Annotated in this window: 14 protein-coding genes; 7 read left to right on the plus strand and 7 right to left on the minus strand. The window is 66.9% G+C overall.

Annotation, left to right across the window (positions count from 1 at the left end):
- Positions 1 to 96: 96 nt before the first annotated feature.
- From RND64_RS22685 to RND64_RS22710, 6 genes are all read right to left on the minus strand, one after another.
- Positions 97 to 2,517 carry a phosphoketolase family protein gene (locus tag RND64_RS22685; protein ID WP_049699247.1) on the minus strand — a complete coding sequence of 807 codons (2,421 nt, stop codon included), beginning with the start codon at positions 2,515 to 2,517 and terminating at the stop codon, positions 97 to 99.
- A 148-nt stretch (positions 2,518 to 2,665) separates the two neighbouring features.
- Positions 2,666 to 3,340 carry a response regulator gene (locus tag RND64_RS22690; protein WP_235434364.1) on the minus strand — a complete coding sequence of 225 codons (675 nt, stop codon included), beginning with the start codon at positions 3,338 to 3,340 and terminating at the stop codon, positions 2,666 to 2,668.
- Positions 3,337 to 5,001, minus strand: a complete 1,665-nt coding sequence (locus RND64_RS22695; RefSeq protein WP_049699245.1) for a sensor histidine kinase — start codon at positions 4,999 to 5,001, stop codon at positions 3,337 to 3,339. Before RND64_RS22695 ends, RND64_RS22690 begins: the two co-directional genes overlap by 4 nt.
- A gap of 47 nt (positions 5,002 to 5,048) precedes the next feature.
- Positions 5,049 to 6,485, minus strand: a complete 1,437-nt coding sequence (locus RND64_RS22700) for a CitMHS family transporter (RefSeq protein WP_049699244.1) — start codon at positions 6,483 to 6,485, stop codon at positions 5,049 to 5,051.
- Positions 6,486 to 6,624: 139 nt separating this feature from the next.
- On the minus strand, positions 6,625 to 7,887 hold the full coding sequence (gene dinB, locus RND64_RS22705) for a DNA polymerase IV (protein WP_049699243.1): 1,263 nt from the start codon (positions 7,885 to 7,887) through the stop codon (positions 6,625 to 6,627).
- A gap of 53 nt (positions 7,888 to 7,940) precedes the next feature.
- On the minus strand, positions 7,941 to 8,747 hold the full coding sequence (locus RND64_RS22710) for an IclR family transcriptional regulator (RefSeq protein ID WP_049699242.1): 807 nt from the start codon (positions 8,745 to 8,747) through the stop codon (positions 7,941 to 7,943).
- 174 nt (positions 8,748 to 8,921) lie between these two features.
- On the opposite strand from RND64_RS22710, the gene dhaK reads away from it, so the two are divergent.
- The 4 genes from dhaK to RND64_RS22730 all read left to right on the plus strand — a co-directional run bounded on the left by dhaK (position 8,922) and on the right by RND64_RS22730 (position 14,208).
- Positions 8,922 to 9,911 carry a dihydroxyacetone kinase subunit DhaK gene (dhaK, locus tag RND64_RS22715; protein ID WP_049699241.1) on the plus strand — a complete coding sequence of 330 codons (990 nt, stop codon included), beginning with the start codon at positions 8,922 to 8,924 and terminating at the stop codon, positions 9,909 to 9,911.
- 15 nt (positions 9,912 to 9,926) lie between these two features.
- The gene (dhaL, locus tag RND64_RS22720) at positions 9,927 to 10,571 is read left to right on the plus strand and encodes a dihydroxyacetone kinase subunit DhaL (RefSeq protein WP_049699240.1); all 645 of its coding nucleotides are present in this window, start codon (positions 9,927 to 9,929) and stop codon (positions 10,569 to 10,571) included.
- Positions 10,568 to 13,162 carry a phosphoenolpyruvate--protein phosphotransferase gene (ptsP, locus tag RND64_RS22725; RefSeq protein WP_270486445.1) on the plus strand — a complete coding sequence of 865 codons (2,595 nt, stop codon included), beginning with the start codon at positions 10,568 to 10,570 and terminating at the stop codon, positions 13,160 to 13,162. The genes dhaL and ptsP overlap by 4 nt, the downstream gene beginning before the upstream one ends.
- 83 nt (positions 13,163 to 13,245) lie before the next feature.
- Positions 13,246 to 14,208, plus strand: a complete 963-nt coding sequence (locus RND64_RS22730) for an aldo/keto reductase (protein ID WP_049699238.1) — start codon at positions 13,246 to 13,248, stop codon at positions 14,206 to 14,208.
- A 7-nt stretch (positions 14,209 to 14,215) separates the two neighbouring features.
- Here the strand turns inward: RND64_RS22730 and RND64_RS22735 are convergent, their stop codons facing one another.
- Complete coding sequence (locus RND64_RS22735; RefSeq protein WP_049699237.1) at positions 14,216 to 14,878, minus strand: class I SAM-dependent methyltransferase; 663 nt, start codon at positions 14,876 to 14,878, stop codon at positions 14,216 to 14,218.
- Between the two features lie 378 nt (positions 14,879 to 15,256).
- On the opposite strand from RND64_RS22735, the gene RND64_RS22740 reads away from it, so the two are divergent.
- The 3 genes from RND64_RS22740 (at position 15,257) to RND64_RS22750 (ending at position 19,027) form a co-directional block, all read left to right on the plus strand.
- Positions 15,257 to 16,039 carry an LLM class F420-dependent oxidoreductase gene (locus tag RND64_RS22740; protein ID WP_049699236.1) on the plus strand — a complete coding sequence of 261 codons (783 nt, stop codon included), beginning with the start codon at positions 15,257 to 15,259 and terminating at the stop codon, positions 16,037 to 16,039.
- 11 nt (positions 16,040 to 16,050) lie between these two features.
- Positions 16,051 to 16,848, plus strand: a complete 798-nt coding sequence (locus RND64_RS22745) for a DUF1295 domain-containing protein (RefSeq protein ID WP_049699235.1) — start codon at positions 16,051 to 16,053, stop codon at positions 16,846 to 16,848.
- A gap of 202 nt (positions 16,849 to 17,050) precedes the next feature.
- Positions 17,051 to 19,027, plus strand: coding sequence for a TPM domain-containing protein (locus RND64_RS22750; RefSeq protein WP_331436693.1), 1,977 nt, complete (start codon positions 17,051 to 17,053; stop codon positions 19,025 to 19,027).
- Positions 19,028 to 19,206 lie beyond the last annotated feature (179 nt).

Here is a 19,206-nt window from a genome sequence, read left to right on the forward strand (position 1 = left end):
CGCGGGCGATGTCGGCGCTCGGCGTCGGGCCGGGTGGTTGGGCCCGCGCACGGCTGCTCGACGTCGGGTGGCGCGACTACCCGACGTCGGGCGCGCCTAGTCCCGCGAGCCGCTCGGGGATGACCACTTCCAGTCGCGCACCTCGGGGAGGTCCTCGAAGTGCTCGCGGACGTAGTCGTGGTGGCGGGCGAGCTGGTTGTTGCAGTACGCCACCAGCTCCTCGGCCTTCTCAGGGGCACGGCGAGCTCGACGCAGCGCCTCGATCACCAGGTGGTAGCGGCTCATCTTGTTGAGCACCACCATGTCGAACGGTGTTGTGGTCGTGCCCTGTTCGGAGAAGCCGCGCACGTGGAAGCGACCCGGATGGGTACGCCCGTGCACCAACTGGTGGATCGCGCGCGGGTAGCCGTGGAAGCCGAACACAACGTCGACGTCGCGCGTGAACAGCTCGTTGAACTTGTCGTCGGAGAGTCCGTGCGGGTGATCATTCTGCGGCAGCAGCACCATCAGGTCCATCACGTTCACGACACGCACACGCAGGTACGGCACCCACTCGCGAAGTAACTGCGCGGCGGCGAGGATCTCCTGGGTCGGGACGTCGCCCGCGCTCGCGAGCACGATGTCGGGCAACTCGCCCTCGACGTTCTCGGTGCCTGCCCAATCCCAGATCGACGCTCCGGCGGCGGCCTGCTTGTTGGCCTCCTCCAGCGACAGGTACTGCAGGTGGGGCTGCTTGTCGACGACGATCAGGTTGACGTGATCGCGGCTGCGGAAGCAGTGATCGGAGATCGACAGCAGCGAGTTCGAGTCCGGCGGCAGCCACACCCGAACCACCTCGGGCGAGAGTGGCAGCACGAGGTCGATCAGTCCGGGGCCCTGGTGGGAGAACCCGTTGTGGTCGTTTCGCCAGCACGTCGACGTCAGCAAGATGTTGAGCGACGCGACGGGCTCACGCCACGGGAGCGTCGCCGCGTGCTGCAACCACTTGGTGTGCTGCACCACCATCGACGCGCTCACCATCGCGAACGCCTCGTAGGTCGCGAACACTCCGTGCCGACCGGTCAACGTGTAGCCCTCGAGCCAGCCCTGGCACAGGTGCTCGCTGAGCACCTCCATCACACGACCCGACGGCGAGAGGTTGTCGTCGTATTCGGTGACCGGAAGCTGCCACGCGCGGTCGGTGACCTCGAAGACCGCTCCGAGTCGATTACTCGACGTCTCGTCCGGGCAGAAGAGTCGGAACGTGCCTCCGCCGTCGGCGTCGGAGTTCTGCGTGTAGATGTCGCGCATGAACTCGCCGAGAACACGGGTCGTTTCGAACGAGACGTCGCCGGGTTCGGGAATGTCGAGTGCGTACTGCTCGATCGGTGGCAGTCGCAGCGGCGAGAGCAACCGTCCGCCGTTGGCATACGGCGTCGCACCCATCCGGAGATCACCCACAGGTGCAAGCGAGGCAATCGATTCGACGATGGCGCCGTTGTCGTCGAAGATCTCCTCCGGCTTGTACGACTTCAGCCACTCCTCGAGGATCGCGAGGTGCTCGGGGTTCTCCCGCACACCCGACAGCGGCACCTGATGCGCCCAGTGCGTGCCCTCGATCTTCTTGCCGTCGACCTCTTTCGGTCCAGTCCAGCCCTTGGGTGTGCGCAATACGATTGCGGGCCAGTGGGTGTCGGGCAGCGTCGACCCGGCGCCGTCGGCGCGCGCCTCGGACTGGATCTCACCGATCCGACGACGGGCCTCCACGATCGCAGCACGCAGATCGGAGAACACCTGAGCCGGATCGTCGCCCTCGACGAACGTCGGGATCCAGCCCTGACCGCGCAGGTAGTCGGTCACCTCGGCATCGGTACTGCGGCCGAGGACCGTCGGACCTGCGATCTTCGCTCCATTGAGGTGCAGGATCGGCAGCACGGCGCCGTCGCGCGCGGCGTTGAGGAAGGCGGGAATCTTCCACGATCCCGACAGCGGTCCGGTCTCGGCCTCACCATCGCCGATGACACATGCGACGGTCAGGTCGGGATTGTCGTAGGCCGCGCCCGCTGCGTGTACCAGTGCATATCCGAGCTCGCCGCCCTCGTGGATACTTCCCGGGGTCTGCACGCTCACGTGACTCGGGATGCCGCCGGGCGTCGAGAACTGACGGCAGAGACGCTTCACGCCGTCGGCGTCGAGAGAGATCTTCGGGTAGACCTCGGTGTAGGTGCCTTCGAGGTAGGTGTTCGCGACAAGCGCCGGGCCGCCATGTCCGGGGCCGGTGATGTACAGCCACGAACTGTCGGACTCCTTGATGATCCGATTCAGCACCGTATAGATCGCCGAGAGTCCCGGGCTGGTTCCCCAGTGGCCGAGCAGCCGAGGCTTGATGTGGTCGCGCGAAAGTGGTTCGCGCAGCAAGACATTGTCTTGCAGATAAATCTGGGCGACGGTGAGGTAATTCGCCGCCGCCCACCATCGCAGGTCGGCGTCAAGATCCGCCTGCTCGTACGCGCGCTGTTGGGTGGAGACCTCGGTCATGCGGGTTCCCTTCGAACTCGTCGACTCCTGATGGTGCTCTTATCCATTCCCCCTTCCATCAGTTCTACGCGGACACCAAGCCGCGCGCGCGACTCTTCACCGTAAATTCGCCCAGAGTGTTACCCGGGAGTGGTATTTGCCGGAGATCTCACCCCGGCAGCCGGTACACCTGTCGTGGACGGCCCGTGCTGCCGTAGTGCAGAGACATGAGCAGCCTGCCACTGTCGACGAGCGCCGCGAGGTGACGCCGCGCAGTCGCGGGTGAGACCCCGATTCGTGCTGAGACCTCGTCGGCGAACATCGGCTCGCCAGCGGTGAACTGGTCGAGGATCGTGCGCTCGGTGTGCGAACCGCTGTCGCCGGCGTGAGTGACGGGTCGAGTACCCGTGCGCATGGCCGACAGCGCGGCGTCGACGGCCACCTGGTCGATGTGCTCAGCGCTGAGTGCACGCCGGTAGTGGGCGTAGCCGGCAAGACGTCGTGCGAGTTCGGTGTCGTCGAACGGTTTGATGAGGTAGGTGAGGGCACCGGCACGCAGCGCTCGACGCACAGCGGCTGCATCGGTCTCTGCACCGGCGATGAAGCAGTCACACTCCAACTCGGCGAGGAGGTCGATCCCGGAGCCGTCGGGCAGATGAACGTCGAGCAAGACCAGGTCGGTGTCGGGATGCGAAGCGAGGGCCTCGCGGGCCTGCGTGAGCGACCCTGCCGTCGCGGTGACCCGGAAGCCGCGCAGTGCGGTGACGATCGCCGCGTGGAGTCCGGCGACGCGAAAGTCGTCGTCGACGATCAACACCCCGAGTTGGCGCATTGGAGTACTCATCGGGCAACCACCGTCGAATCGAACACGCCGGGGATTCGTGCAACGATAACCGCACCGCCCCAACGGTTTTCAACGTCGTTCCGACGCTCTCCACCAGGATCGACGACGACGATGTCGCCTCCCAGTCGCCGGGCGAGTTGCCGCGACAACGCCAGACCCATTCCTCGTCCTCCCGGCACCGACGGGGCTTCCTTTGTCGTGACACCGTCGGAGAAGATGGTTGCGGGATCGTCGAATCCGATTCCCGGCCCCGAATCGGTGACGGTGACCAGCAATTCGTCGCCCTCCGTAATCGCGTCCACGTCGACGTGTGGTCGTGAATCGTTGTCGACATCGGACTCTCCGATGCGTTGCGCTGCGGCATCAATCGCGTTGTCGACGAGATTGCCGACGACGGTCGTGACGGTGATCGGATCGAGCAGCGTCCCGCGCACCCACGTCTGATCGCCGAGACCGAGTACGACGCCGCGTTCCCTGGCATGAGAGGCCTTGGCGTCGAGGAATGCGGCGAGATGGGGCTCTTCGATGTTCTCGATTCCTTCCAGACCGAAATGACCTGCACTGCCCGTCAATTCGGATAGGTATGCGCGCGCCTCGTCGACGTGGCCGCGACGCAGGAGGCCGGCGAGTACGTGCAGCCGATTCGCCGTCTCGTGACGTTGCGCGCGCAATGCCGTACTCATCGCGCCCATCGAATCGATCTCGCGGGTGAGCTCTTCGATGTCGGTGCGATCGATGATCGACGCGACGATACCGAGGTCACGCCCGTCGACATCGACGCGGTGCGACGACACCAGCACAATGCGGTCGCCGACGGTCGCGGCGACCGGGTCGGGGGTCGGGGTGCGCAGTACAGCCCTGATCCGGTCGCTGAGCTTGAGATCGTCGACGCTGGTACCGACATCATCAGCGATGTCGAGCAGCTGACGTGCCTTGTCGTTGATGACGCGCATGACACCGGTCGCGTCGACAGCCAGGACGCCGTCGGCCATGGCATGCAGCACGGCACCCTGATCGCGGACCAGTTCGGCCAGTTCGTCGGGCTCGAGACCCAAAGTGAGCCGACGCCAGCGACGCGCGAGCAGGATTGATCCCACCGCGCCGACGGCCAGCGCCGCCAGAGCGATCAGCACCGTGGTCCCGATTGCCCGACGCGTCGCTGCCGCAAGGTCGGCCGTCGAGACACCCACGCTCACCAGTCCGACAACGCGACCGTCGTCGACGATGGGCACCTTCGCGCGCACGGACTCGCCGAGCGTGCCGCGATCGGTGGTGATGTCGGCCTGCCCCGACAGCGCCTTGGTGGGATCGGTCGACACGTGCTTCCCGACCTCGCCCCGATCGGGGTGCGACAACCGGATGCCGTTGGCGTTCGCGATCACGACGAACAACGCTCCGGTCCGCTCACGCACGGCAGACGCCTGGGCTTGAATCGGACCGTTCGCCAGTTCGCTGACGTCGAGGTCGCTGCGGTCGCTTTCCGCGACCTCGCTGACCGTTTCGCGATCGGCCGCCACCGACTGCGCGATCGCGAGCGCGCGTTGCGCGTACTCGTCGCGGCTACGGTCGTCGGTACCCGCGAGCACGACGCCGAAACCGACGCCGAGGCTCACCGCGATGACGGACAGTTGCAGCAGAAGAACCTGCGTCCGTAATCGCATGTGTAGAGCCTAGGCGTCGGCAGTGGCGCGGCGGTTGGAGTTCGAACTCAGAACGGGATCGCGCCGACCGCGACGCCCACAGCGAGCATCGTCACCGATACCAGTGCTGCTCGCCACAGGACCTTCTTGTGATGGTCGGCCAGTGACACCCCCGCGAGCGCGACCAGCAGGAGTATCGCGGGCACTAGCGGGCTCTGCATGTGAACGGTCTGGCCGGTGATCGAGGCGCGTGCCATCTCTGCGGGATCGATGCCGTACCGCGAGGCGGTCTCCGAGAGGACCGGAAGGACACCGTAATAGAACGCATCGTTACTCATCAGGAATGTCAACGGCATCGAAACGATCCCGATGACGATTGCCATGTGCGGACCCATCGCGCTCGGAATCCCGTCGGCCATCCAATGTGCGATGGCGTCCACCATCCCGGTCCCACTGAACACTCCGGTCAACACCGCAGCGGCGAGCACCATCGCGACCACCGAGACGATGCTCGAACTGTGGCGTGTGATGGCCTCCTGTTGATCTTTGATGTGCGGGAAATTCACGGCAAGCGCGATGGCCGCGAAGATCATGAACAGAACAGGGATCGCGACGATATCGGCTCCGAGGATCGCCAGCAGGGCGACCGTCAGCGTCGCATTGACCCAGACCAGTTTGGGCCGCAACGTCTTTCGATTCGGATCGAGAACCCCGGTGAACGCCGACTCCCCGTCGCCATCCGACAGCGTGGCGACATCGCCTGTGCTGGAGTCGGTTCCGCCCGAACCAGTCGAGAGACCTGGTCGGTTGTTCGACGTCGTCCCTGAGCCGCCGACTCCAGCGGCAACCAGTTCACCGCGCGGCACCAGTACCGCGTCGTCGACTTCCAGACGCCCGATCCGACGACGCTCCAAGACGCCGAGGTGATAGGCGAAAGCCAGGACAACCAGCAGCGCGGCTCCGAGTGCGGGGAGCATGGGCAGGAAGATGTCATTGGTGTCGATCTTCAGCGCACTCGCGGCACGGGCCGTCGGGCCTCCCCACGGAAGTATGTTCATCGTGCCGTTCGCGAGACCTGCCACGACGGTGAGGACGACGGGGCTGACGCGCAGTTTCAGATAGAGCGGTAAGAGCGCGGCGGTGGTGATGATGAACGTCGTCGAGCCGTCGCCGTCGAGCGAGACGACCATCGCGAGCACCGCGGTGCCGACGACCAACCGTGCCGGATCATGCCCGACCATCCGAACCACCAGCCGAACGATGGGATCGAAGAGTCCGACATCGATCATGATCCCGAAGAAGATAATCGCAAAGAACAACATCGCCGCTGTGGGGGCGAGTTCTTTGATCCCGTCGGTGATCATGTCGCTGATGCTGAGGCCGGCACCGGCGAACAGCCCGAACGCGACAGGGACGAGGATCAGCGCGACCACAGGGGTCGCGCGTTTGGTGATGATGAGGAACATGAACGTGGCGACCATGCCCAACCCGAGTGCTACCAACATTTCCGTGCTCTTTCTCGTGTCGTACGCGAGCGGTGTGTTGCCCGTTACTGATCGAGTGTCGGGGTAGTCCAGATCACAGTGAAGCTTGTGCGCGTAAGACACGTTTTGCGCGTTCTGCGCACGGGAAACGGACTGCCACTCAGTCCGGAAGCATCGGGGCGTCGTCGCCGTGGTGGCGCCCCAGGAGTACGCCGCGGGTTACGGCGTCGCGGCCGAATCGCGTTCTCAGATCGTCCATCGCTGTGTCGAGGTGAGCGCCCCGACCGCTGAGTGGACTCGACGCCCCGACAGCGCGCACCCGGCGGTCGGCAGGGTCGGGTTGGTCGAACGGCAGGGTGAGCTGTATCGAGTCGCGCTCGTCGAGTCCGGTGAGCGACAACCCGATCAACGTGCACCCGCGGTCGCGGATCACGGGCAGGGCGTCGTCGAGCAATCCGCGCGCCGACGACATGATCACGTCGGTGCGGTCTGTGACGTCGGAGAGTGTCCGCGATCGGGTTGCACGCGAGAAGTCGTCGAATCGGAGACGCAATACGACTGTGCGACAGACTCGTTCGGCATTGCGGAGCCGACGTCCCAAGCGTTCGACGATAGCGACGACGGTCGCCTCGAGGTCGGCTTCACTCTTCGGTCGACGACCGAGCGCCCGCTGCGATCCGATCGACGAGCGTCGACGCCCGGTCTCGACGCGGCGCGGGTCGGTGGCCATCGACAGCGCGAAGAGGTGACGCGCAGAGCCCGGCCCGACGATGTGCTTGAGTGAGCGCTCCCCGAGCCGGGCGATCCCGCCGACCGTGGTGACGCCCGCGTCGTGGAGTTTGGCCTCGGTCACCGGCCCGACGCCCCACAGTCTCCGAACCGGCAGCGGGTGCAAGAACGCAATCTCGGTTCCCGGTGCCACCTCGAGCAGCCCGTCGGGTTTGCCGACGGCGCTGGCAACCTTCGCGAGGAATTTGGTGCGCGCAAGACCCACGGTGATCGGCAGTCCCACGTCGTCGCGGACGCGTGTGCGCAGGCGCTCCGCGATCTCGACCGGCGTTCCCGAGACTCGACGCAGGCCCGCGACGTCGAGGAACGCCTCGTCGACCGAGATGCCCTCGACGATGGGTGTGGTGTCGTGGAAGATCTCGAAGACCGCGCGGCTGGCCTCGACGTAGGCGTCGAAGCGTGGCGGCACCACGATTGCGCGCGGGCACAGCGCCCGCGCCTCGTGGCCCGGCATCGGCGACCGCACGCCGAACGCCTTGGCCTCGTAGCTTGCCGCGAGCACGACACCACCACCGACAAGCACCGGCCGGCCACGTAGCGCCGGGTTGTCGCGCTGCTCGACCGACGCATAGAACGAGTCGAGATCGGCGTGCAGTATCGACGCCTCGTGCCGCTCGCGTCGCTCGATCCGCATAGAACACATGTTCGCATGCGGGTCTGACATTCTCTACACCCGAACAGCCCGGCTCACCCCGTGCGAGACCTCCGCCGCCACGCGTCCTTGTCGGTGGCGCGGTCGTCCTGAACCGCGGGAGGCCAGGTGGCAGCGCCCAGCTCGCGCGAGGTGTTGCGGGCGACGTCACGCAGCATGGACGCGACCGACGACTCGAGAGGCCACTGCTCGACGTCGGCGACGACGCCGACAGCTCCGATCGGACCACCCATCCGGTCGGTCAACACGGCTGCGAGTTCACACTCTCCGAGCACAGCCTCTTCGACTGACTCGGCGAGACCGGTCGCGCGCACATCGGCAAGCGTCGCGCGCAGGACCGCGGGGTCGGTGAGCGTCGAGCCGGTCATGTCACGCAGGTCGGCGCCGAGAATGTCGTCGGTCAGCTTGGCGTCGAACGCCATGACGGCCTTGCCCAGCGCCGACGCATGCGCGGGGATGACGATTCCAACCTCGGGCATCTGCCGCGAACCGTCGAGCCTCGGCTGGTGATGGACCACCACGACGTCGTCGATCAGCATCACCGCGGTGCGGACCGCGAGTCCGCTGCGTCGTGCGAGATCCTCGGCCCACGGCGCGATCCGCGCGCGCAGTTCGAGACTGTCGAGGTAGACGTTGCCGAAGGTGAGAACCGCAGGTCCGAGGCGGTAGCGACCCGAGTCGCGCTCCTGCACGACCATTCGGTGGGCGAGCAGCGTGCGGACGATGCCGTGGACGGTCGACGGCGGCAGCTCGAGCCTCTCGGCGATCTGTCCGAGACTCATCCTGTGGTCGCCCGCAAGCACCGTGAGCACGCGGAGCGCGCGGTCTACGGACTGAATCATCCCGACATTCTCGCAGCAATCGCTTCAGCCATCTGCCCGAGGCGAGATCTCCTCGGTTCCATCTGTGAAAAGTATTGCCCGTCACATCTCGTGTGGCGTAGTGTGACGTTTCATTCGATAATGCCGAATGAATCAATCGGCGTCACCGCGCGCCCCCGGTAGGAGTTGTGGCTCATGAAGAAGTTCATCAACGAGCCGGCCGATGTGCTGGCCGACGCTCTGCGCGGGGTTGCGGCCGCGCATCCCCGACTGCGCGTCGACCACGAGAACAGGGTGATCTTCCGTGCCGAGGGACCGCGCAGAGGAAAGGTCGGGTTGGTCTCGGGCGGAGGCAGCGGCCATGAGCCGCTCCACGGCGGCTTTGTCGGCCCGGGGATGCTCGACGCCGCCGCCTGCGGCGAGGTCTTCACCTCGCCGGTTCCCGACCAGATCCTGGCCGCGACCAGCGGCGTCGACGGCGGCGTTGGCGTGCTGCACATCGTGAAGAACTACAGCGGCGACGTGATGAACTTCGAGATGGCCGCGGAGCTCGCCGACGTCGAGGTGGTGTCTGTCATCGTCGACGACGATGTGGCTGTCACCGACAGCAGCTTCACCGTCGGTCGACGCGGCGTCGCGGGCACGGTCTTCGTCGAGAAGATCGCCGGGGCGGTAGCCGAGCGCGGCGCCGACCTCGCCGAAGTCGCCCGACTGGCACGCAAAACAGATGACAACGCGCGCACCATGGGCCTCGCCCTCACCTCCTGCACGGTCCCCGCGGTCGGTCACCCCACGTTCGATCTGCCCGAGAATCAGATCGAACTCGGCGTCGGCATCCACGGCGAACCGGGCCGCAAACGCGTCGAACTGCCTTCGGCGAACGAGATGGCGCAGATGCTTATCGATCCGGTTCTCGCAGACCTCGACTTCACCGTCGGTGAGAACGGGGTAGTCCTGCTGGTCAACGGCCTCGGTGGGACACCCCTGATCGAGCTCTATCTGATGTGCGCCGAGTTCTCACGACTCCTCGACGCCGCAGGCATCACGGCAACGCGCACCCTCGTCGGCAACTACGTCACCAGCCTCGACATGGCGGGCTGTTCGGTCTCGCTGCTGCGACTCGACGACGAGCTCACCGAACTATGGGACGCTCCGGTCGACACACCGAACCTGCACTGGGCTTGATCGAAAGGGCACGTCATGACCACCCTCAGCACCGACACCATCGCGACCTGGCTCCGCCTGTTCACCAGCGACGTGGTGGCCAACGTCGACGAACTGACCCAACTCGACGCCGCGATCGGCGACGCCGACCACGGATCGAACATGGAACGCGGCATGACCGCCGTCGTCGACGGACTCGCCGACAGTCCGGACCTGCCGGGACCGCTATTGAAGAAGGCCGGCATGACACTCGTCAGCAAGGTAGGCGGAGCCAGCGGCCCGCTGTACGGCACCCTGCTGCTGCGGATGGCGGGCGCCATCGGCGACAGCACGGAGATCGACGACGCAACACTCGCCGCGGCACTGCGTGCGGGGCTCGCCGGTGTGGTCGACCGCGGGCACGCACAGGCCGGCGACAAGACCATGTTCGACGCGCTCAACCCCGCATGCGACGCCCTCGACGCCGCGCTCGCCGACGGCGCAGCGCTACCGAAAGCACTGCAGGTCGCCGCCGACGCTGCCGCTGCCGGGCGCGACTCGACAGTCGACATGGTGGCCCGCAAGGGTCGTGCGTCGTATCTCGGAGAGCGCAGCGTCGGACATCAGGATCCGGGAGCGACGAGCGCGGCGATGCTCGTCGACGCACTCGCCGAAGCCGTGAACGCGGCCGGCACACCATGACCGGGCTGGTGGTCGTCTCCCACAGCAGAGCGTTGGCCGACGCCGCGGTGGCACTGGCATCGGAGATGCTCCACGGATCGACGACGCGCATCGCCGTCGCAGCGGGACTCGACGCCGAGACCTTCGGCACCGACGCCACGGCCATCGTCGACGCGATCGAGAAAGCGGACGACGGCCAGGGCGTCGTGGTGTTGATGGATCTCGGAAGTGCTGTTCTGTCAGCCGAACTCGCGCTCGAACTGATCGATCCGGAGGTCCGCGAGCGCACCGTGCTGTCCGCGGCACCACTGGTGGAGGGACTCATGGCCGCGGCCGTGACCGCCGCCTCGGGGGCTTCTCCCTCCGACGTCGCGGCCGAGGCGGCCGGCGCGCTGATGCCGAAACGGTCGGCGTTGGGCGTCGAGGATGTGTCGGCTGGCCGAGAGAATGCACGGCCCGGGGGTGAGTCCGCCGTCGTCGAGGTCGAGAATCCGCATGGCCTCCACGCCCGACCAGCCGCCCGATTGGTCACGGAGGCAGGACAATTCGACGCTGAGGTCACGCTACGCAATCTCGACACCGGCGCCGGCCCGGCCTCGGCGATAAGCCTGTCGCAGGTCACCGGCCTCGCCGTGCGGTGCGGCCAGCACCTCGAGATCGACGCGAGCGGCCCAGACGCACAGGCCGCCGTCGAGCATCTGACCACGCTGGCGCGCAACCGCTTTGGCGAGGAGGATGCCCCCGCCTCTTCCACTGGTCGAGCGTCAACCCCCGCTGGTCGAGCTGCCCCCGATGCAGGTCGAGCTGCCCCCGATGCTGGTCGAGCCGCCTCCCCCGCTGGTCGAGCTGCCCCCGATGGTCGAGCTTGTCGAGACCACTCCACCGCCGATCGAGCTGCCCCCACCGCTGGTCGAGCTGCCCCCACCGCTGGTCGAGCTTGTCGAGACCACCCCGCCCTGCCGGCGTCGCCCGGGATCGCGATCGGTCCGGTGTTCACGCCCGCGGTCGTCGACATCGAGCCCCCGGACGAGCAGTTCGACTCCGCCGACGCCCAGTCCGCGAGACTGCGCAACGCCCTCGACGCTGTACGCGCCGACATCGAGAGCCTGCGCACCACGACGGCGCAGCACAGCCCCGCCGACGCCGCCATCTTCGACGCCCACCTGGTGATGCTCGACGATCCCGACCTCGTGGCCGCAGCCCTCAAACGCATCGAGTCCGGTGTGCCCGCGTCGCGCGCGTGGGCGGAGGCAGTGGCGGCCGTCGAAAACGAATGGCGCGCCGTCGACGACCCCTACCTGCGCGAACGCGCCGTCGACGTGCACGCGGTCGGACAGCAGGTACTCCGCAAGCTGGCAGGCATCCCCGATGCGACCATCGATGGCACCGGCATCCTCGTCGTCGACGATCTGCTGCCCGCACAGGCGGCCGTCCTCGACGCCGAGAAAGTCGCAGGCGTCATCCTCGCGGGCGGAAGCCCGACCAGTCACGCTGCAATCCTTGCCCGTGCGCGGGGTATCCCCGCAGTCGTTGCGGCAGGCGCCGACGTTTTGGCCATCGAACCCGGTGTCACCGTGGCGCTCGACGGATCGACCGGTGAGGTCGTCGTCGAACCTGATAGTCAGACCCTCGAACGGCTACGCAGCGAGGCATCACGTGCTGCAGAGCGCGGAGAGCTTGCCCGCGCGGCGGCGCACGAGTCCGCGAGCACCGCCGACGGCACGCGAATTCTGGTGGCAGCCAACCTCGGTTCTGTCGAAGACGCACGCGCCGCCGCCGAAAGCGGCGCGGACGGTTCAGGATTAGTTCGTACCGAGTTTCTCTACCTCGACCGTGCGGAGCCCCCCACCGTCGACGAGCAGATCGACACCTACCTCGCGATGGCCGATGCCCTTGGCGGCCAACGCATCACGCTACGCACGCTCGACGTCGGCGGGGACAAGCCGCTGCCGTTCGCGCCGCAACCTGCCGAGGAGAACCCCTTCCTCGGCCTCCGTGGACTCCGCCTCGCGCTGGCCGAGAAGACACTGTTCGACGACCAGCTCCGAGCCATCGTCACCGTCGCACACCAGACCCCGATCAGCATCATGTTCCCGATGGTGACCACCGTCGACGAATTACTTACTGCTCGAGAACATCTCGACGACGCCATCACTTCCGTTGGACGTGGTGATCCGGCGGGACTCGAGGTGGGAATCATGATCGAGGTCCCCGCAGCGGCTCTCAAGACCGCGGCCTTCGCGCCGCACGTCAACTTCTTCAGTATCGGTACCAACGACCTCACGCAGTACACGTTGGCCGCAGAACGCGGCAACACTTCCGTTGCAGCGCTTGCCGATCCACTCGATCCCGCAGTCGTCACACTGATCAACAGGGTCTGCCGCGGGGCGGGACCCGACCGTCTGGTGGCAGTCTGCGGAGAGTTGGCAGCCGACGAGACGGCAACGGATCTCCTTGTTGCGCTTGGGGTTCGCGAGTTGAGCGTCGCTCCTCGCGCCGTACCTCCGATCAAACAGGCGGTCCGTGGCATCAATGTCACGGCCAACCCCAGGCTCGTCGAGCGGTGCCTCGAAGCCGACACTGCTGCCTCGGTGCGCGCGGCGCTCACCTAGTGAGCAGCGTCGCTCGATAGACTCGAACGCATGCAGGTCATCACGCGAGCGAACACCGTCGACGGGGTTTACGAGGTCGAGAAGTGACAACACCAAGTGCCACAATCGGACTGGGCCTGGCAGCCGTCGGCCGTCCGGCATACATCACGACGGGCCGAGACTACGACCTCGGCGACGAACGCAGCATCGAGGACATGCGTGCGCGCACGTACGCAGTGCTCGACGCCGCCTACGCCGACGGGGTGCGCTACCTCGACTGTGCGCGGTCGTACGGATTGTCGGAGCAGTTCCTCGCGGACTGGTTGAGTGATCGACCCGACGTCGACGACGTGGTCGTCGCCTCGAAGTGGGGTTACCGCTACGTCGGCGAATGGGAACTCGACGCCGCGGTCCACGAGGTGAAGGACCACAGTCTCGGCGAATTCGTCGACCAGTGGACGGCGAGCCACTCGATACTCGGCGAAGCACTCTCCATCTACCAGATCCACTCACTGACACCCGACAGCCCGGCACTGAGCAACCCCGCACTGCTCGACGCTCTCGCCCGAGTGCGCGACGACGGCTACCGCATCGGCTTCTCGACGTCGGGCCCGTCGCAGGCCGACGTTGTGCGACAAGCGATCTCGATCGAGATCGGCGGAGCGCCGCTCTTCGGAGTCCTCCAGTCGACGTGGAATCTGCTGGAGACGTCGGTGGGCCCAGCGCTGGCGGAGGCCGCGGAGGCGGGCCTGTCGGTGGTCGTGAAGGAGGGTATGGCCAACGGTCGGTTGGCGCCCGGCGTCGACGACGATTCCGACGCCCGACGCGCCGTCGACCGTGTTGCGGCCGAACTGGATGTGCCCGCCGACCAGGTCGCGTTGGCGGCCGCGCTGGCCCAGCCGTGGGCCGCATACGTGTTGTCAGGTGCGGTGAGCGTCGAGCAGGTCGACAGCAACGTCGCCGCGAGCACCGTGACACTCGAACCCGCAGTTCTCGCGGAACTCGTCGCGCACCCCGAGCCGCCGGCCGACTACTGGTCGAAGCGGTCGCAGCGCGACTGGAGCTAGAGCGGGCTTATCTGGCGGGCAACCTGCGCGCGTGCAGCACCACGTCGTCGATGTGGTGCCCGCCGCCCGCGGGGATGCCGCGCGGACGAGTCTCGTGGGTGAGGATCTCCCAGCCACCTTCTTTGGATTCACCGTCCGTGGACCGGCCCTCGAGCAGTGTCGCGATGTCGTCCGGTTGCACGTAGTCGGCGGGGTCGAATCCGTGCGCGCGCACGCCCTCTGGCGCGTGTCCAACGACCAGCAGTGAGCCGCCCGGCCCGACAGCGTCGACGAGTTTCTTTGCCACCGCACGGTTTTCGGCGAGGATGGGGAAGTAGTGCGCCGCGACAAGCCCGAAGTCGCGACCCGGGACCTCGTCGACGACGAGATCTGCTTGCAGCCAGGTGATCTCGGGACCGGGGAAGCTCTCCCGAGCGCGGTCGACGGCGACCTGCGAGATGTCGATCGCCGTAACCTGCCAGCCGCGCTCGGCGAGCCAGCGAGCGTCAGCACCTTCACCACTTCCGACGTCGAGCGCGGTGCTCGGCGCGAGGTCGGAGGCCTCGGCGATCAAGGAGGGATTCACGTTCGACGTCCAGAGGCGCTCGGTGTCGGCGTACCTCGCGTCCCACTCGGCCGCCGTGTGCGGATTCTGGTCGCCGGTGTTCTGCTGACCGTGTGCAGTGCTCATGCGTCGAGCGTGGCACGGCCGCCGCGCGGCGTCGAGCAGGGTTGCGCCGGAGGCAAGAAGTGGTCTCGACGAGCTCGACCAGCGGGACACGGGCTCGACCAGCGGGGTGGTCTCGACAAGCTCGACCAGCGGGGTGGGCGCTCGAGCAGCGGGGTGGGCGCTCGAGCAGCGGAGGGTGGGCTCGACCGGCGAGCGGGGGTCTCGACAAGGTCGACCAGCGTGGGGGTGGGCTCGACCAGCGGTGGGTGGGCTCGACCAGCGTGGGGGTGGGCGCTCGACCAGCGAGCAGGGGTGCTCGACCAGCGGGCAGCGGGAGTGCGCTCGGGCACCGAAAGTCGGTCATCGACGCGGCGGCGGTGGAGGGGCAGACTGGGAGACATGGCATTTCCCATTCGCATCGGAGTCCAGATCCAGCCGCAGCACGCCCCCGACTACTCGCTGATCCGCGACGCGGTCTTGCGGGCAGAAGACCTCGGCGTCGACATCATCTTCAACTGGGACCACTTCTATCCGCTCTACGGCGACCCCGACGGGGCGCATTTCGAATGTTGGACCATGCTCGGCGCGTGGGCCGAGCAGACCGAACGCGTCGAGATCGGTGCGCTCGTCACGTGCAACTCGTACCGCAATCCCGACCTGCTGGCCGACATGGCGCGCACCGTCGACCACATCTCCGGTGGCCGACTCATCCTCGGTATCGGCGCGGGCTGGTTCGAGAAGGACTACGACGAGTACGGCTACGACTTCGGCACCAAGGGCAGCCGCATCGGCGAGCTGGGCGATGCACTCCCGCGGATCGCCTCACGGTTCGAGAAGCTCAATCCCCAACCCACCCGGCACATTCCGGTCCTCATCGGTGGCAGCGGTGAGAAGAAGACCCTCCCGCTCGTCGCGAAGTACGCCGACGCCTGGCACGGCTTCAACGACGTCGAGACATACCGGCACAAGACCAAGGTGCTCTCGGGGTACTGCGAGGAGATCGGCCGCGACCCCGAGACCATCGAGCGGTCGGCGGGCATCCCGTTCACCGGCGACGTCGAGGAACTGGTGCGCACCGCCGACGCCATCAGCGCCGAGGGCGTCTCACTGATCACCGTCGGCACCACCGGGCCCGACTACGACCTGACGGCCGTCGAAGCCCTGTGCCGCTGGCGCGGATGAACTGAGTCGATATGTCGAGCCTCGCCGTCGTCGCGATCATCGCGGGTGTCATCTCGCTTGGCTGCTGGGTCGCGTCGTTGATCACCGGCGACACGTCCTGGGTCGACCGCATCTGGTCGATCGCGCCTGTCATCTACCTCTGGGTGTTCGCGGCATACAGCCACTTCGACGCCCGCGTGACGGTGATGGCTGTGCTCGTGACGGTGTGGGGTATCCGTCTGACGTTCAACTTCGCCCGACGCGGCGGGTACACCGGCACCGAGGACTACCGCTGGGCCGTGCTGCGCTCCCGAATGAGTAAGTGGCAATTCTGGTTGTTCAACCTGTTCTTCATCGTGATCTACCAGAACCTGCTGCTCGTGTTGATCACGCTGCCCGGCTACACCGCGCAGCGAGATCCGGGCGGTTTCGGTGTGCTCGACGTCGTGCTCGCGGTGGCCTTCCTGGCGTTCCTCGCCGGGGAGGCCACGGCCGACCAGCAGCAGTGGGAGTTCCACGCGCGCAAGACCGCTGGCCAGACGTCGACGCGGTTCTGCACGACCGGGCTGTTCCACTACTCGCGGCACCCGAACTACTTCTTCGAGCAGGCCCAGTGGTGGGTGATCTACCTGTTCGGTGCCGTGGCCGCGGGGGCGATCCTGCAGCCGACGATCGTCGGCGCGGTGCTGCTGACGCTGCTGTTCGTCGGCTCTACCAAGTTCACCGAGTCGCTGACGCTGTCGAAGTATCCCGAATACGCCGACTACCAGCACACGACGTCGGCACAGATCCCGTTGCCGGCGAAGCGACGTCGTACAGCGGCGGCCTGAGCGGCGATCCCCGGCGGGGCACTGCTGTTCACGCGACGTTCGTCGGGCGATCGGGGCAATTGCCCCGAGACGGGCGTGGCTGCCTTCGGTCCGACGGCGTCAACGGCCTAGATTTGATGACATGCTCAGACCGCTTGCTGTCGGAAAGAACATCACGGACCCGCGCGTTCTCATGCGTGTGCTGATTGTGGGAGCACTCCTCATGCTTGCGGCGCTGGGTACGTCGGTGGCCGCGGACTCTGCGCGCGCCGAGCCGCCGATGCGACTACCCGACCAGGTCACCGACCCCGCCGACGCGCTCTCGTCGTCGGATCGCACGCGGGTACAGCAAGCCGTAGAAACGCTATACAGCGAACACGGCGTGCAGTTGTGGGTCGTCTACGTCAAGACATTCAACGGTCTGGGCAGCGAGCAGTGGGGTTCGCAGACCGTGCAGATGAGCGACCTCGGCGAGCACGACGTGCTCCTCGCCGTCGCCGCCGAAGACCGCGCATACCGCTTCGACGCCCCCGATTCGGTCGACGGTCTCGACCGTTCGACGCTGGATTCGATCGCCCAGGACAACATCGTGCCGGCGCTCAAGAAGTCGGACTGGCCGGGCGCGGCCGTCGGCGCCGCGAACGGTCTCGGCTCGGCGCTCACGCCGTCGCACACCGCGGCGATCGTCACCGGAGCGGTCGGTGGTGTCGCGGTCGTCGGCGGCGGTGGCGCCTACCTCTACTCGCGGCGGCGTCGAAAGCAGAAGTTCGAGTCGCAGCTCGACTCCGTTCGCGAACAGGAACTCACCCGCGACGAACTGCTGTCACAGCCGATCGAAGTACTCGAACCCTGGTCGCGCGAGGTCTTGACCGACACCGACAACGCGATCCGCACCAGCGAGGAGGAGCTACGGTTGGCCGTCGACGAGTTCGGTCCAGCCCAGACCGCACCCTTCACGCAGGCGCTCGACGCGGCGAAACGTGGTCTTGCGACATCGTTCTCGCTTCGACAACGACTCGACGACGACATCCCGGAAACACCCGACGAACAGCGCTCGATGCTGGTGCAGATCATCACAACCTGCACCGACGTCGACGCCGCACTCGACGAGCAGGTCTCGGCCTTCGACGAGATGCGCAACCTGTTGATCAACGCCGACACCCGATTCGCTCAGATCACGCAGCAACTCGTCGCGCTGCGAGCACGCCTCGAGGGTGCCTCCGGCCAACTCGCGACGCTGACGCAGAAGTACGGCGCGCCGACTCTGCACTCGATTGAGCACAACGTCGACCTTGCCGCGCAGGAGATCGGGTTTGCCGAGAGCAGCGCGGATCAGGGTCGTGCGGCGATCGCGCGTCCCGTCGGCGAGCAGGGTGCAGCCGTTGCCGCGATCCGCTCGGCGGAGGGCGCCATCGGCCAGGCCGACAAGCTCCTCGACGCGATCGACAACGCCGACACCAACATCGCCGCCGCGCACACCCAGCTTCCCGCGCTGATCGCCGAGGTCGAGGGCGAGTTGCAGGAGGCGTCCGGACTGTCGACGGATGGCGGGCCAGAGTTGGCGACAGCGGTCGCATCGGCCACCACGGCACTCGAACGCGCCAAATCCGGGACAGACCAGGACCTCTTGGGAGTGTTCACCGCACTGGTCGACGCCGACGCCGACCTCGACGACGCGCTCGATGCCGCCCGCGGCGCATTGGCACAGCGCAAGCAGCGAACCGAAGTACTCACCGCTGCGCTGACCAGCGCGCAGGCGAAGGTCACCGCGGCGTCGGACTTCATTTCGACTCGACGCGGCGCCATCGGGTCGACCGCACGCACCCGACTCGCCGAAGCGCAGCGCCTGCTGCAGTCGGCCAACACGACCGCGCAGAGCGACCCCACAGCGTCGACCGACGCGGCGCGTCGAGCCGGCTCGCTCGCCGACCAGGCACTCATGGCCGCACAGGGCGACGTGGTGAGTTGGCAGCAGAGTCAGCAGCCGCGATCGAGCGCCGGATCAGCGGCCACGGGCGCGGTACTCGGCGGCATCCTGGTCGACAGCTTCCTGCGCGGGACCATGCGCGGCGGCGGCTACGGCGGAGGGTTCGGGGGCGGCTTCGGCGGCGGTGGCTACACCAGCGGCGGCGGCCGCAGCCCCGGCTCGTTCGGCGGGTCCTCGAGCTCGGGCCGCATCGGCGTCGGGGGCCGGTTCTAGGCTCGGGTTCGGTCGGGCTGGCGCTGCGCAGAAAGTGACGCCCTGTGGGCCGCTCGCATGTACCGGTACGTGTGGGCGACCCGAGGGGTGCGGTTTTCTGCGGGGGCCCACCGGTGCAGGCCCCGTTGCTGCAGTCTGCACGCGCCCGCCTGCTGCACGCGCCACGTGCTGGACACTCA

This window comes from Gordonia sp. w5E2, from assembly GCF_036540975.1.
Classification (GTDB): Bacteria; Actinomycetota; Actinomycetes; order Mycobacteriales; family Mycobacteriaceae; genus Gordonia; species Gordonia jacobaea.